Origin of the sequence: Pseudomonas sp. SMV71 (assembly GCF_052042015.1) — a bacterium.
GTDB lineage: Bacteria > Pseudomonadota > Gammaproteobacteria > Pseudomonadales > Pseudomonadaceae > Aquipseudomonas.
This window is the reverse complement of record NZ_JBKGGU010000011.1, coordinates 190,062-205,847: the sequence shown is the minus strand read 5'-3', so window position 1 is coordinate 205,847 and position 15,786 is coordinate 190,062. Positions and strand designations below refer to the sequence as shown.

At 63.1% G+C, this 15,786-nt stretch carries 11 protein-coding genes; 6 read left to right on the top strand and 5 right to left on the bottom strand.

Features of this window, described 5'->3' with window-relative positions; all coding sequences use genetic code 11:
* The coding region (locus ACLEJQ_RS13900) for a beta strand repeat-containing protein (RefSeq protein ID WP_440795833.1) at nt 1-3,964 on the top strand (3,964 nt) is incomplete at its 5' end.
* Between the two features lie 148 nt (nt 3,965-4,112).
* Here the strand turns inward: ACLEJQ_RS13900 and ACLEJQ_RS13895 are convergent.
* From ACLEJQ_RS13895 to ACLEJQ_RS13885, 3 genes are all read right to left on the bottom strand, one after another.
* The gene (locus ACLEJQ_RS13895; protein WP_440795831.1) at nt 4,113-5,975 is read right to left on the bottom strand and encodes a trypsin-like peptidase domain-containing protein; all 1,863 of its coding nucleotides are present in this window, start codon (nt 5,973-5,975) and stop codon (nt 4,113-4,115) included.
* Nucleotides 5,976-6,090: 115 nt separating this feature from the next.
* Nucleotides 6,091-6,486 (bottom strand): YbaN family protein, encoded by a 396-nt coding sequence (locus tag ACLEJQ_RS13890; protein WP_440795829.1) that lies wholly within the window; start codon nt 6,484-6,486, stop codon nt 6,091-6,093.
* Between the two features lie 8 nt (nt 6,487-6,494).
* Entirely contained in the window at nt 6,495-7,082 is a 588-nt protein-coding gene (locus ACLEJQ_RS13885; protein ID WP_440795827.1) for a UPF0149 family protein, read from the bottom strand.
* A gap of 405 nt (nt 7,083-7,487) precedes the next feature.
* Here ACLEJQ_RS13885 and recQ point away from each other — a divergent pair, with 405 nt between their 5' ends.
* The 4 genes from recQ (at nt 7,488) to ACLEJQ_RS13865 (ending at nt 12,877) form a co-directional block, all read left to right on the top strand.
* The gene (recQ, locus tag ACLEJQ_RS13880; protein WP_440795825.1) at nt 7,488-9,614 is read left to right on the top strand and encodes a DNA helicase RecQ; all 2,127 of its coding nucleotides are present in this window, start codon (nt 7,488-7,490) and stop codon (nt 9,612-9,614) included.
* A 117-nt stretch (nt 9,615-9,731) separates the two neighbouring features.
* Nucleotides 9,732-10,166 (top strand): MarR family transcriptional regulator, encoded by a 435-nt coding sequence (locus tag ACLEJQ_RS13875; RefSeq protein WP_440795823.1) that lies wholly within the window; start codon nt 9,732-9,734, stop codon nt 10,164-10,166.
* Nucleotides 10,167-10,279: 113 nt separating this feature from the next.
* On the top strand, nt 10,280-12,340 hold the full coding sequence (locus ACLEJQ_RS13870; RefSeq protein ID WP_440795821.1) for a FimV/HubP family polar landmark protein: 2,061 nt from the start codon (nt 10,280-10,282) through the stop codon (nt 12,338-12,340).
* 249 nt (nt 12,341-12,589) lie between these two features.
* A complete protein-coding gene (locus ACLEJQ_RS13865) occupies nt 12,590-12,877 on the top strand; it encodes a SelT/SelW/SelH family protein (protein WP_440795819.1) in 288 nt (95 codons plus the stop codon).
* Here ACLEJQ_RS13865 and ACLEJQ_RS13860 read toward each other — a convergent pair.
* Nucleotides 12,871-13,761: a DMT family transporter gene (locus ACLEJQ_RS13860; RefSeq protein ID WP_440795817.1), complete on the bottom strand. Its 891-nt coding sequence runs from the start codon at nt 13,759-13,761 to the stop codon at nt 12,871-12,873. The genes ACLEJQ_RS13865 and ACLEJQ_RS13860 overlap by 7 nt on opposite strands.
* Before the next feature lie 211 nt (nt 13,762-13,972).
* Complete coding sequence (locus ACLEJQ_RS13855) at nt 13,973-14,722, bottom strand: AraC family transcriptional regulator (RefSeq protein ID WP_440795815.1); 750 nt, start codon at nt 14,720-14,722, stop codon at nt 13,973-13,975.
* Nucleotides 14,723-14,858: 136 nt separating this feature from the next.
* Here ACLEJQ_RS13855 and ACLEJQ_RS13850 point away from each other — a divergent pair, with 136 nt between their 5' ends.
* Nucleotides 14,859-15,674 carry a UDP-2,3-diacylglucosamine diphosphatase gene (locus ACLEJQ_RS13850; protein WP_440795813.1) on the top strand — a complete coding sequence of 272 codons (816 nt, stop codon included), beginning with the start codon at nt 14,859-14,861 and terminating at the stop codon, nt 15,672-15,674.
* The last annotated feature ends 112 nt before the right edge of the window (nt 15,675-15,786 follow it).

Sequence of the window (15,786 nt, the reverse complement as noted above, 5' to 3'; positions counted from 1 at the left end):
CGATAACGGCACCACCGCCAACGGCACTTTGGACGTGAACATCGTCGACGACCTGCCTGCCGCTCATGCCGATTCAGCCTCGGTGGATGAGGGCGGGACGGTCAGCGGCAACGTGTTGGACAACGATGTGGGTGGCGCCGACGGCCCGGCCTTGAGCGGTGCGGTGATCGGTGTTCGGGCCGGCGACGATACCTCGTCTCCGGTTATTGGCGGCCTCAACACCCAGATCAACGGCACTTATGGCTACCTGACCCTGGACGCCAACGGCAACGCCGTCTACCACAGCCATCCGAACACCGTCAGCGCACCGGGTGCCACCGACGTGTTCACCTACACTGTGCGCGATGCCGATGGCGATGAAAGCACCACGACCATCACCATCGACGTGCACAGCAGTTGCCTGGTCGCGCACACCGACCAGGAAATCAGCGTCTACGAAAAAGCCCTCGACCTGAACCAGGACGGCCAGGACCTGGCGCCCGGCACGGTCACCGGCAGCGACCCGAGCGCCACCAGCGAAACCGCCAGCGGTAACCTTGCCAGCTCGGTGTCCGGTGCCATCGGTGCCGTGACGTTTGCCCTGGTGGGCAGTGCCACCGGTGCCTACGGCCAGCTACTGCTTCACACCGACGGTTCCTACACCTACACGTTGACTTCACCCACCACCACGACGCCCCACGTCAACGATGGCCCGAACGTCTTGAGCGAAAGCTTCACCTACCAGGCCACGGACTCCCTGGGCAATACCGTCACCAGCACCATTGTCATCAACATCGTCGACGACGTTCCCACCGCCCATGCCGACTTCGCGTCAGTAGTGGAAGGCGGCACGGTCAATGGCAACGTGTTGGTCAATGACGTGCTCGGCGCCGACGGTGGTGAGGTCATCGGCATCCGTGCCGGCAATGACACGTCGTCCCCGGCCACTGGCGGCCTCAACACCCAGATCAACGGCGCCTACGGCTACCTGACCCTGGACGCCAACGGCAACGGGGTCTACCACAGCAATCCGAACAGCGTTGGCGCACCGGGCGCCACCGACGTGTTCACCTACACCGTGCGCGATGCCGATGGCGACGAGAGCACCACCACCATCACCATCGACGTGCACAACAGTTGCCTGGTCGCGCACACCGACCAGGACATCACGGTCTACGAGAAAGCCCTCGACCTGAACCTGGACGGCCAGGATCTGGCCCCCGGCACGGTCATCGGCAGCGACCCGAGCGCCGCCAGCGAAACCGCGACCGGCAGCCTGGTCGGTTCAGTGACCGGCGCCACGGGCGCCGTAACCTTCACCCTGGTGGGCAATGCCACGGGCGCCTACGGTCAACTGCTACTCAATCCTGACGGCTCCTACACCTACACCCTGACTTCACCTGCCACGACGACGCCCGGCGCCAACGACGGTCCGAATGTGCTGAACGAAAGCTTCACCTACAAGGCCACAGACTCGCTGGGCAACAGCGTCACCGGCAGCCTGATGGTCAGCATTGTCGACGACGTGCCCAAGGCCGTCGCGTCCGAACGTTCGGTGACGGCGGTGGAGATTGATTCGAACTTGCTGATCGTGCTCGACGTCTCCGGCAGCATGAAAGACGATTCCGGCGTGCCGGGGCTCTCGCGTATGGATCTGGCCAAGCAGGCGATCAGCGCCTTGCTCGACAAATACGACGACATGGGCGACGTCAGAGTCCAGCTGGTGACCTTCAGCGGCAGCGCCACCGACCAGAGTGCCGTATGGGTGGACGTGGCAACGGCCAAGACGCTGATCGCCGCGCTGAACGCGCACGGTGACACCAATTACGATGCGGCCGTGGCGATGGCCAAGACTGCGTTCGCAACCCCCGGACAACTGACCGGCGCGCAGAACATTGGTTATTTCTTCTCCGACGGCAAGCCGACCTTGGGCGAGATCGGCTCGGCGGACGAGGTCGCGTGGAAAGCCTTTCTCGATGCCAACGGCATCAAGAATTACGCCGTCGGCCTGGGCAGCGGCGCCAGAAACGTCAATCTCGATCCACTGGCCTACGACGGCAGCAGCCACACCAACACCAACGCAGTGGTGGTCACCGACCTGAACCAGCTCAACTCGGTGCTCTCCGGTACCGTGCAAGGCGCGCCGGTCACCGGTAACCTGCTGGGCGAGGGCGGTTCGTTCGGCGCCGACAGCGGGTTTGTGAAAAGCCTGGTGGTCGATGGCACCACCTACAGCTACAACCCGACTGCCAATGGCGGCCAAGGTGGGCTGACCGTCAGTGGCGGTGCCAATCACGGGACCTTCAATACGGTCGGCAACACGCTGAGCATCGCCACCGCCCATGACGGCACGCTGGTGGTCAACCTCGATACCGGCGCGTTCAACTACACCTCCCAGACCGCCACCAGTACGCTGATTACCGAGACCATCGGCTATACCGTCAGCGACAACGACGGCGACCTGGCAAGCTCGAACCTGGTGATCAAGGTTGTCCCCAACAGCCCGCCAGTGGCCGTCGATGACAACATCATCACCAACGTGCTGTCGGGCAATATCGTCGTCCCCGGTGAGCTGCTGCTGGGCAACGACAGCGACGCCAACGGCGATCCGCTCACCGCGTCGCCCACCGGTTTCAATACCGGCTGGGTCGCCAGAGGCGCGGACTTCACCGGCACCACCGGTACAGTGAGTTTCACGGGTAACCAAGTGCAGTCGATAAACCTCAGCCGCAGCGCCTTTGTCGCCAACACCGCGACCATGACGGCGGTGCTGGTGGTCAGTGGCGCGCTGGGGGCAGTGTCCAATAACAATGCCAATGATGAGGACCGACTCAACATCAGCCTCAAGCAAGGCGAAACCCTGACCCTGGATCACAACCTGGCGGCCGGCCATGTCACCCTGGAATATTCCCTCAACGGCGGGCCTTTCATCGCTATTGCCGACGGTGCCTCGTTTACCGCGGCGGCGGATGGCAACTACCAGATCCACGTCACCAACATCGCCAATCCCGGCAACGGAAATTCCAACGCCGCGGAAAACTATCAACTGACCATGACCGTCAACTACGCCGGGGCCCAGGACATCACGCCTGACTACCACGGCACCTACGCCGCCAGCGACAACCATGGCGGCAGCGACAGCGCGGCGGTGGGCATCAGTTATCAGGCCGGACACACCCTGACGGGCACCGGTGGGGACGATGTGCTGCTTGCCGGCACGGGTGACAACGTGCTCAACGCAGGTGACGGCAACGACATCCTCAGTGCCGGCTCGGGCAACAACACCCTGCACGGCGGAGCCGGCAACGACTTGCTTTACAGCGGCGCAGGCAATGACCTGCTGGACGGCGGTACAGGCACCGACACCGCCAGCTACGCCCACGCCACGGCGGCGGTCACGGTGAACCTGGGGCTGCTGGCGGCGCAAAACACTCTGGGCGCCGGCATCGACACCTTGAGTGGTATCGAGAACTTGGTCGGCTCGAACTTCAACGACATCCTCACCGGCGACGGTGGCAATAACCGCATCGACGGCGGGCTGGGTCATGATCTGCTCAATGGTGGTGGCGGCGATGACCTGCTGATCGGTGGGCTGGGCAACAATACCCTGACCGGCGGCAGCGGCGCCGATACCTTCCAATGGCACGCGGGCAATAGCGGCCATGACGTGATCACCGACTTTACCCCAGGCGTCGACAAGCTGGACTTGTCGCAACTGTTGCAGGGCGAAAATGGCAGCACGGCGTCACTGGACGACTACCTGCACTTCACCGTCACCGGCAGCGGCGCATCGGTGATGACCAGTATCGATGTCAGCGCCACCGCAGGCGCCACACCGAACCAGACCATTGACCTGGCCGGCGTCAACCTCGCCAGCCACTACGGCGTCACGCCGGGCGCAGGCGGGATGATTGCCGGTGCGGATACGGCCACCATTATCAATGGGATGTTGAATGATCATTCGTTGAAGGTGGATACGGTCTAAGGTGAGCTGAAATGACAGACCCCGTCATTTGTTGGGCGGCAATGGCGGGTTTTTCGTACTGCACCTGCCAGATCCCTGTGGGAGCAAGTTTGGCTCCCACAGGGATATGAGGACGGCCAACGGTGATTTCGGATGTTGGCACCCGCGCTCAAATCGTGCCCACAACGATGATGAACGTCACCGACTTGCCGTTGGAGGTCGCGGTGACCGTCACGAAACCGAATCTGTTGCCGGCGATCAGCTTCGGCGACACGGCGTCACCTTGACTGTTGGTCGTCGCTGTCGGCGTCTGGTCGTCGCCAATAAAGCGGGTTCCGGTTTCCCTGTCATCGATGATCGTGTAGGTGACCCAGGCGCCTTCTACCGGATTGCGGTCCTGATTCAATGTCCGTGCCGTGAGGGGGAGGGGAAACTCGGTCCCCTCGGGCGCGATCTGACCTTGCCCCGCGATCACGGACAGATGCTCCACATCCTCGGTCGGGTCGCCCTCCTGTGACACCACTCGCAAGTGGAACGTGGCCGTCTTGCCGCTGGACAGGGCGGTGACCTGCAACGTGCCCGTCCTGGCGTCGGTCAACAGGGCTGGCGACGTTGCATCACCTTCGGTGTTCGTTCGCACGGTTGGCGTCTGGTCATCCCCTTCGAACCGTGTCCCGGTCCCACCATCATCAGTGACTGCGAAAGTGACATCCGCGCCCACCACAGCCGCGTCAAGCGGGTCTTTCGCCCGTGCGGTCAATGGTTTCGAAAACCGGCTGTCCACAGGGGCGGCCTGAAGATTCCCCGCCTGCGCGCTGAGTGACTGAACCTCGCCTGGCCCGCGCGACATCACGTTCAGGGCGAGGTGGTTTGCTCCGCGGATCTGTCCTGTCTCGGACAAGAGTCGTACCCGGCCATCGATGACCTGGCCGTCGGGGGCTGTGTTATCCACGCGCAGCGTCGCCACTTGTGTCATGCCCCAGTTGGCTGCGCCTGACAGGGTGCATGACGCGGCTTTGCCGTCCTCGGCGATCCATTGGGTGCTGCCGCTCTGGCAGGACACGTCAGTGATCGCGGTGTGTGTAGGGGCCTGGTAATACAGCTGTTCTCCGGATGTCCCTGCCACCGGGGATTGGCCGTCCACCTGGGTCACTCGCACCGGAACCTGTACGCCAACCGCGCCCGGCTTGGCCATCGGCACGGTCGGCTGGTCCACCGGGATACTGCCCTCCGGCAACTTCCCACCGAAATACCCGGCGATATCGGGCCAGATGCTGCTCATCTGCGCGCCAGCGTTGTACCCCGAACTGAAACCAAAATTCAGCGCGATCACCGCATGGGTTCTTGCATCGATCACTGGCGATCCAGAAGACCCTGAGTCGGTGTCGCAGTTGTATTTGGCGAAATCCGTGCGACCGTTGTTGCGAATCTCGGTTATCGAGCAGGGACGTCCGTCATCGTGAAGGCGCGAAATCCGTTTCGGCCCCGCCAGGGGATGTCCTGCAACGTAGACCGGGTCGCCCACCTCCGAGAGGCGGGTATCCAGGCCCAGGTAGCCGAAGGAGTCCAGTACGCCGCTGTCGACCGTCTCCTGATCCAAAGCCAATAGCGCATAATCGGCCGACCCATCGGAGGCCAGGAGCCGCTCCACCGGCACCCGGACGGCAGACCGCACAGCATCCGAGTCGCAGCTGGGTTCCTCGTAATCGAACTCCACCACCATCCGAGCCAGATCCGGATTTTCACCCACGACGTGCAGGTTGGTGAGCACAAGGTTTCCAGGCCCTACCCGCCATGCAGTTCCATAGCTGCGCCCGGTGTCAATCCTGCCGACCGCGCGGGAGCGCTGGTACTTTGCCGGGTCCGACGCCTGCACGCACCGAGCCTTCTCGAGCTGACTCTCGCCGATGATCTGACCTGGAGTGATCGGGAGGGGAGGCGCAGGCAGCACGGCAGCGACCGCCGCCCCAGCACCCAGTACCAGCCCGGCAAATGCCAGCGGTGCCAGGATTGTTTTCGATCGAGTCAGCATGGCTCGGATGCTCCGGTCGCGTCAGGGGGGATGGAGCGATTAATGAAGTGGAACCGGTTCGCTGCCTACTGTCAGATCTGACAGGTCGAACAGGGGGCTGACGGGTGGTCGGCTCCTACGGTTTACGCAGGGTCTTCTGCCTGAGGATGTAGACCGTCACCAGCACCGCGCTGGTGAGCATGAAGCCGCGAGCCCATGGCAGGGGGACGAGGTAGCAGGAAAACAGGATGCTCGCCCACATCAGCCCGATGGCGTAGACCTTGCCCTTGAGCGGGATGCCATTGCCGCTGAGGTAGTCACGGATCCACGGGCCGAGGCGAGGGTGGTCTACCAGCCACTGGTAGAAACGCGGAGAGCTACGGGCAAAACAGGCAGCCGCCAGCAGCAGGAAGGGAGTCGTAGGGAGGACGGGAACGAAGATACCGATGACCCCCAGCACCACGCTCAACCAGCCGATGGCCAGCAGAGCGTAACGCAGGATCAGCGGGCGATTGCCAATGGGCGCGGACACCCAGGCACTCAGTGGTGACGAGGCTTGAGGATCGCCGGTTTCTCGTCCGGTGCGTTGCACAGTAGGTACAGGGCGGTGAGGGCTTCCGGGATCTGCACGATCATGTCGTCCATCAGGTTGGCGTCGGCAGCGATGTCGGAGAACTCCGGTTGCTCGTCGAACAGGCCGGAACCGACCATGATCGGCAGCAGCATTTCGCTGACTTCCTCTTCGGCGGTTTCGAACCAGGCCGCTTCGCGCAGGAAAACCCCTTCCATGAAACCGATGCACCAGCCACGCAGTTCCGAATCGTCCGGGTCATCGCCCAGGTCCAGCTCGCAGGGCAGTTCGAATTCTTCGTCGGAAGCCAGCTGACGGGCGATGTGTGCCTTGAGACCCACCAGCGTGGCTTCGATTTCGATGCGCTGGGCTTCGTCGCTGTAATGCGGCTCCTCGGCGAACAGTGCGTCGATCCATTCACGATCCGGCACCGGCTCGGAGCAGATCGACAGGGCGGTCAGATAGCCATGAGCGGCCACGTAGTCCAGCGCTTCCTCGTGCAGCTCATCGGCGTCGAGGAAGACTTGCAGGCGGGTCAGTTGCTCAGCGAAGGACATTACGGGCTACCTTGGGGAATAAACAATGCGGGAATTCTAGGCCTTCTTGAGCGCCCAGGCCAGCCGCATGGCATATTTGCCTTCCCCATGGCGCCTGGGTTGCCCCAATGGCCGGGCCTGCATCCCCCGTGGCGAGGGAGCTTGCTCCCGCCGGGTGGCGAAGCCGCCCCCGAAACAGGGCCGCTGCGCGCCCAGCGGGAGCAAGCGCCCTCGCCACGGGTTCAATGGCCTCAATGCCTCTTGTCAGCGGCGTCCTCTGCAACGAAGGCCTCGGGTATACTGCCGCGTTTTGCGATGCCCTGCGGCGTCTCGCCGGTTCGAAACGCGCCCTTACGATTTGCCGGTGCAGCGTTTGCAATTCTGAACCAGCCTTGCAGGGATGTTTCGGTGATTTTTGGAGTTTCTATGCTCGAACAGGCTCAGCGCGTCCTCAAGGACATCTTCGGCTACGACAGTTTTCGTGGTCGTCAGGGTGCCATTATTGAGCGCGTGGCCAGCGGTGGCGATGCCCTGGTGCTCATGCCCACCGGCGGTGGCAAGTCCCTGTGCTACCAGGTACCGGCGCTGTTGCGCAATGGCCTGGCGGTGGTGGTTTCCCCACTGATCGCGCTGATGGATGACCAGGTCGCGACCCTTGAAGAGCTGGGCGTCGCGGCCGCTTCGCTGAACTCCACCCTGAGCGCCGACCAACAGCGGGAGCTGGCGGCGCGCATCAGGCGGGGCGAAGTGAAGATGTTGTACCTGGCACCGGAGCGCCTGGTACAGCCGCGCATGCTGGCGTTCCTGCAGAGCCTGGAAATCGCCCTGTTCGCTATCGACGAAGCTCACTGTGTATCCCAATGGGGCCACGATTTCCGGCGCGAGTACCTGCAGCTGGGGCAACTGGCAGAACTGTTCCCCGACGTACCCCGCATCGCCCTGACCGCCACCGCGGACAAACGAACCCGCGAGGAAATCGTCTCGCGCCTGCACTTGCAGGACGCCGAGCGGTTCCTTTCAAGCTTCGACCGCCCCAACATTTTCTACCGCATCGTGCCCAAGGAGCAGCCGCGCAAGCAGTTGCTGGCGTTCCTGGCCGAGCGCCGCAGCGATGCCGGCATCGTGTATTGCCTGTCGCGTAAAAAGGTCGACGAAGTGTCGGCGTTTCTTTGCGAGCAAGGTTTCCCGGCACTGCCGTACCACGCCGGCCTGCCCAATGAGCTGCGGGCCTACCACCAGAAGCGCTTCCTCAACGAGGAAGGGCTGATCATGGTTGCCACCGTGGCGTTCGGCATGGGCATCGACAAGCCCAACGTACGCTTCGTCGCGCACCTGGACCTGCCCAAATCCCTCGAGGCGTACTATCAAGAAACCGGGCGAGCCGGTCGCGATGGCTTGCCGGCCGACGCCTGGATGGCCTACGGCCTGCAAGATGTGGTGATGCTCAAGCAGATGCTGCAGAACTCCGAAGGCGATGAGCGCCACAAGCGCCTGGAGCAGCACAAGCTCGACGCCATGCTCTCACTCTGCGAGGAAACCCGCTGCCGACGCCAGACCCTGCTGGCCTATTTCGACGAAGACATGCCCCAGCCATGCGGGCATTGCGACAACTGCGTCGACGGCGTGCAGACCTGGGACGCCACCGAGCCGGCCCGCCAGGCACTGTCGGCGATCTTCCGCACCGGCCAGCGCTACGGTGTCGGGCATCTGGTGGACGTATTGCTGGGCAAGGACAACGAAAAGGTCCGTAACTTCGGCCACCAGCATCTTTCGGTTTTCGGCGTGGGCAAGGCCCGTACCGAGGGCGAGTGGCGGTCATTGTTCCGCCAATTGGTCGCACGCGGGTTGGCGGACATCGACCTGGAAGGCTACGGCGGCCTGCGCCTGACCGAGAGCTGCAGGCCATTGCTCAAGGGCGAAGTCACCCTGGAACTGCGGCGTGATCTCAAGCCGGCCACGGCGGTCAAGAGCAGCAAGAGCCAGGCCAGCCAACTGGTGCGCGGCGAAGAGCGTGACCAGTGGGAGGCCTTGCGCGCCCTGCGCCGCAAGCTCGCCGAGGAACATGGCGTGCCACCCTACGTCATCTTCCCGGATTCGACCCTGTTGGAAATGCTTCGCAGCCAACCGACGTCGCTGGCGGAAATGGCTCGGGTCAGTGGCGTGGGCGCACGCAAGCTGGAGCGCTATGGCGAGGCCTTCCTCCAGGTGCTGGGTGGCGAGGCCGAGACGCCGAAAGCAGTGGCCGACGTCCGCCATGAACTCATTACGCTGGCGCGGGCCGGCATGACCCCGTTGCAGATTGCCGGGCAGTTGCAATGCTCCGAGAAAAATGTCTACGCCATGCTGGCCGAGGCCATTGGCGAACAGCAGTTGTCCCTGGAGCAGGCTCTTGATCTGCCGGAAGAGCTGATGGGCGAGGTACAGGACGCGTTCCTGGACGGCGAAGGCGAATTGCCGTCCGTGTCGGAGGTCGCCGAGCTGTTCGCGGGACGGGTTCCGGAAGGCGTGCTGTATTGCGTCAGGGCTGCATTGCAATCGGAATTCGAAGTCTGATCAATGAGTTAAACGCCTTTAACGATTCATCAAGGTACAAACCTTGCTTGAATCCGAAGCTCATGCTTAGCTGACTAATAATTAGTATTTCTCTATTTCAGATCCGATGAGTTTTTTATGTCTTTAACCGATGAACACCGATTTGGCATGCAACTGGCGCAGATTTCCCGTGGCTGGCGAGCCGAGCTGGATCGTCGCCTGGCCGGGCTGGGCCTGTCTCAGGCGCGCTGGCTGGTGCTGTTGCACCTGGCCCGTTTCGAACAGGCGCCGACTCAGCGTGAGCTGGCCCAGAGCGTCGCGGTCGAGGGGCCGACCCTGGCCCGGCTCCTCGACAGCCTGGAAACCCAGGGCCTGGTGCAGCGTCAGGCCGTGGCCGAGGACCGTCGAGCGAAGAAAATCGTGCTGTGCGCTCCGGCCCGGCCGCTGATCGAACAGATCGAAACCATCGCCACGCAGCTGCGCCGGGAAGTCTTCGAAGGCATCGACGAGGCGGACATCAGCCTGTGTATGCGTGTCCATGAAACCATCCTGGCCAATCTGGAAAAATCCTGAGGCATATCCCCGGCATTCAACTTTTGAGATTCGGCGATTAGCGAACTATAACCAGTACTAAGCGTTCGTATTGGAAGCGTTTACGCTCAGTCTGGTAATCGAAAGGGATGCCCATGCTTGGAAGTCTGCAGTTCACGTTGCGCCGTTGGGTCAGCGTGTTGGTCGTCGTGGGTGCCCTGGGATATTCGGCGTTGGCGTCTGCGCTGGGGTTGGGGGAGATCACCCTCCATTCGGCCCTGAACCAGCCATTACGCGCCGATATCGCCCTGGTGGATGTGGCCGGTCTCAGCGAGGGCGATCTCTCGGCCAGCCTGGCCAGCCCTGACGATTTCAATCGGGCCGGCGTAGAGCGGGTGTTCTTTCTGAGCAACCTGCGTTTCACGCCGGTGTTGCGTGGCGACCGCAGCTTCATTCGGGTGACGTCCAGCAAACCGGTGGAGGAGCCGTTCCTCAACTTCCTGGTACAGGTCAATCAACCCAACGGTCGGCTGCTACGCGAATTCACCGTGCTGATCGATCCGCCGGGCACACCCGGTATTGTTCCGGCTCGTGACGAACCTGCAGGCGATTCTCCGTCAATGAGGGCAGACCAGGCGCCTGCCATCAAGCCGCCTCCGGCGACTTTGGGCAAGCGCTACACCGTCGTCCAGGGTGACAATCCCTGGGTCATCGCCAAGCGCTTGCATGACGCAGGCAGCAACGCCTCGGTCAATGAACTGATGCAGGGAATCCAGGCGCTGAATCCCGGCAGCGACCGGCTCTCCATCGGCCAGCGCCTGTTGTTGCCAGATTCGGCAGTACTTCCGGCTGCTGATGCTGCCGCTGCGGCCCCCGCCCCGGCTGCTCCCGACGAGCAATTGGCGGCCAGCGCGCTGCAGAGCCAGCAGCAACAGTCCACCATCGACCAGTTGCAGGCCAGGCTCCAGGCCCAGGACGAGGAAATCGCCGCCCAGCGCAAACAAATCGGCGAATTGCAGGCCCGATTGGCCGAAGCAGTACCAGAAGCCCCGGTTGCGTCGCAGCCGCCCGAGCCCGCCGATTCGGTGCCTGAACCGAGCCCTGCACCAACCCCTGCACCGACTTCTTCACCAACCCCCGCACCGGCACCTGCACCGACCGCGGATACTACTGCGGCCGTAGAGCCGGTCGCCGAACCGGAAGGTATCGATTGGCTGTGGATAACAGGACTGGTAGGGCTGCTGGCGTTGCTCGCGCTGTTGCTGTTCGTTCGTCGCCGGCAACAGCAGGGGACGGCGGACCCGGCGCCCATGCCCGAGCGTCCTGGGCCGGAGCTTGAAGACCAAGCCGACATCTATGCGCCGCTTCCCGACAAAGAGCAGCCGGAGACTGCCGCGTCATTCCATAACGGTGATGCACCACTGGGCGACGTGTTGGAGGGCGTTGGGATTTACCTGACCTATGGGCGTTTTACCGAAGCCGCCGGGCTGCTACGTGCGGCGCTGCTGGCGGAACCTGAACGCACCGACCTGGGCCTGAAGTTGCTCGAAGTCCTGGGCAAGCAGGGTGATGTCATTGGTTTCCAGGCGCAGGAGCATCACTTGCTGGCGCAGGGCATCGACGCCGGAACGCTGCAAGCCGTTCGCGAGCGCTACCCCAAGGTCGCGGCGATCGCCACGCCGGTAGTGCCGCCACCGGAGCTTCAGGCTCCGCTTCCCGAGCCTGAGCCCGTCGCTGCCCCTGCACCGGCTCCCGCCCCGCCCAGTGACGAATTCGAGCTGAACCTGGATGCGCTGTCCATGGACAGTAGCTGGGACCTTGCAGACACCCAGCCAGCCCCTGCCGGGAAAACCGCTGTCGTACCACCTGTGCCCGTGGACGCTCCCAATGGCCTGTCGCTTTCAGGCTTCGATGAGCCTGAATTGCAATGGGAGGCGCCACTGGAAACCGAATCATTGGATGACGCCTTCCTCGATAGTTTTGCCGATGAAGAACAGTCGCTGGAACTGGAATCACTGCCGTTCGAGCCCGACCCCCTCCAACCCCTCTCGCTGGAGCCCCAAGCCCCGGAACATGCGGCCAAACTGGAACAGGCACAGAATTGCATCGATGATGGCGACCTGAAGACCGCCGTGACGCTGCTCGAAGAACTGCTCCAGGAAGGCGATGAACCGCTCAAGCAGACCGCCCGGATACTGCTGGCCGGGATTCGCTGAGTTCCTGGGACCTGTGCCGTAGCTACTGGCCTATTCGTCGGATCGCCCGGAGCAAGCCCGCTCCACAGGAGCCTGGGGCGTTCACAAAGGGGGGCACTGCAAATCCCCTGTGGGAGCGAGCCTGCTCGCGATGGCGGTGGGTCAGCTTACGAAGTTGTTGAATGTGCCCTCGCCATCGCGAGCAAGCCCGCCTCCACAAGGCATTTGGCGATGGGTATCATGGCAGGCCTTCCCCCAGGAATTCCCGCCATGACCGCAGCTAAACCGGAAGTCGTCATCACTTACTGCACCCAGTGCCAATGGCTGCTGCGCGCCGCCTGGTTGGCCCAGGAGCTGCTCAGCACCTTTGGCGACGATTTGGGCAAGGTGTCCCTGGTGCCGGGAACCGGTGGGATATTCCAGATCAGTTGCGACGGCCAGCAGATCTGGGAGCGCAAGGCCGATGGCGGTTTTCCCGAAGCCAAGGTGCTCAAGCAGCGGGTCCGCGACCGGATCGACCCGGAGCGCGACCTGGGTCATAACGACCGGGTTCAGTGAGATGCCACTTCGGCGCCCACATCCGGTTTCTTCGCGCCGCCCAGTTGGCTCGATACCACGATGGCGACGATGATCAGCACGCCCCCCAGCAGCATGCGCAGTGTCGGGCTCTCATCGAACAGCAGCCAGGCCATGGCGATGCCGTAGACCGGTTCCATGGCGAAGACCACCGCCGCCGTACGGGCCTTGATCACCGCCAGGCTAGCGACGAACAGGCTGTGGGCCAGGCCGGTGCAGAAGACCCCGAGCAGCGCGATCCACAGCCAATCGATGGGCCGTACATCACTTAATTGCGGCGCGGCCATCGGCAGCAGGCACAACCCGACCACCACGTTCTGACACAGTGCCGCCTGCACCGGCGGTACGTGGGCGGATCCGGCGCGGTTGGTCAATGACAGCAGTGAAAACAGCAAGCCCGACGTTACCGCCCACAGCAGGCCGGTGGTCGCGCCGCTGGCCAGGTCGAAGTCCGGCGTGACCAACACCAGGCCGATACTCACCAGCACCACCAGCAGGATTTCATTGGTGCGAATCCGCTCGCGGAATATCAGTCCTTCGAGCAGCACCGTGAAGGCCGGAAAACTGGCGAACCCCAGCGTGGCGATCGCCACCCCGGCGACCTTGACCGCAATGAAGAAACTCACCCAGTGCCCCGCCAGCAACAACCCGCCCAGCAGCAAGCGCCGAGCATCCGCAGGCCGGAGTTTCTGCCAGCGGGTGTGGCTGGCGAACCGGGCGAACATCGCCAGGGCCAGCACCGCGAATACCGCGCGGCCAAACACGATGATCGCAGGGGGGGCAGCAGCCAGTTTGCCGAACACACCGGTCAGGCCGAACATGAGTGCGCCGATATGCAAGGCGCCGAGGGCAGTGCGGGGAGTCATTGCAGTCCTTTTCTACAGGTAAGCCGAAACCGATCAGGCTGGGACACTGATATCTAACGGTGGGAGCGAGCCTGCTCGCGATGACGGCAGCACATCCAACATCCCTGCAAGCTGATACACCGCATCGCGAGCAGGCTCGCTCCCACAGGGGTATTTTGGTCTTGCGTACAGAGCCCTGTCTGTCGCGATCCTGGCGATTTTTAGCGCCAGGCTAGCGCTGGCGCCGCAATCTGCCCGGCGAGGCGCCGAATTCGCGCAGCACCGCAGCGGCGAAGGCGCTCTGGGAGCTGTAGCCGACGCGCTGGGCGATCTCACCGATGGGCAAATCCGAATCGCGCAGCATTCCCACGGCCTTGTGCAAGCGCCGGCTACGAATGTAGTCCATGGGCGTTTGTCCGCATTCGGCGACGAAGCGCGCATGCAGGCGGGCGCTGGAGAGGCCCGCGACCTGCGCCAGATCGGCGACTTGCAGCGGGTAGGCCGCGTATTGGTCGATGTGCGCGTTGAGCGCGGCGTAAGGCAGGCGCCGCCCGCCGACCGACTCCTGACGAACACCGTTGAGCGTGGCCAACAGCAGCACGGCGCCCTGATGCGCGATGAGCGGATCCTCCACCGGACTGCTCGCCAGCCAACTGACCAACTGGCTCTGACCGGCATCCAGGGGCAGGCGGGCACTGTTGTCCAGCAGGCGACGGCTGGCATCGGCATGCTCCCCCAGGCATTGCCCGATCCAGTCGTCGCCAGGCACATCCAGTACCAGGCAACGACTGCCATTGGGGCTGCCGCAGGCATGATGGGCGCCCGCCGGCACGACCACGAAACTCTGTTGCACCACCTGGCTGCCGAGCCCGTCGACCTCGAAGTCCAGCGCACCGGACAACCCGAACACCAACTGGGCATGGTCATGGCTGTGGACGATCAGGTCGTGGCTGTAATGGCGTAGCGTGAGGATAGGGCTCATCGCGGTCTCCCGTGTCAGGCCGCCAGCATACACCGCCAGCGCGATGTACCGGACTGTCATGTAACGGACTTGTGTTTGTCATGGGCTATTAACCGCGCAGGCGCACAGTGGAAAAAACGATCAGAGGGGGTTGCCCATGACCAGCGCCGAGCTCGCCAGACCCAGCCGCAAGCAGCGTGTCCGCACCCTGTGGATATCCGACGTGCACCTTGGCACCCGTGACTGCCAAGCCGAGCACTTGTCGCAATTTCTCAAGGGCTATCACGCCGACAGGATCTATCTGGTGGGCGACATCATCGACGGCTGGAAACTGCGCGGTGGGATGTATTGGCCCCAAGCCCACACCAACGTCATCCGCCGCTTGCTGACCATGAGCAAGCGCGGCACCGAGGTGATCTACGTCACAGGCAATCACGACGAATTCCTGCGGCGCTATTCGAAGCTGATCCTGGGCAACATCCAGCTGGTAGACGAAGCGGTACACGTGACCGCCGATGGCCGGTACCTGCTGGTGATCCACGGCGACCAGTTCGACGTCATTACCCGTTACCACCGGTGGCTGGCGTTCCTCGGCGACTCGGCCTACGAATTCACCCTCACGCTCAATCGCTGGCTCAACCACTGGCGCGCTCGTTATGGCTACGGCTACTGGTCGCTCTCGGCGTACCTCAAGCACAAGGTCAAGACGGCTGTCAGCTTCATCAGTGATTTCGAAGAAGCCATCGCCCACGAATGCGTCAAGCGCGAGCTCGATGGCGTGGTCTGCGGGCACATCCATCATGCCGAGATCCGCCAGGTGGGCGAGGTGGAGTACCTCAATTGTGGCGATTGGGTCGAGTCGTGCACGGCGCTGATCGAGCACTGGGACGGGTCGATCGAGCTGTATCGGTTGGCCGATGCCCAGGCGCGGGAAGCGCAGTTGAAGGCATTGAAAATCCCTGAACCGGCCTGACGCCTCTCCCAAGACAAAACACAAAACCCGTGGCGAGGGAGCTTGCTCCCGCTGGCTGCGCAGCAGCCCAAACGAGGGGGCGCTTCGCGCCCAGCGGGAGCAAGCTCCCTCG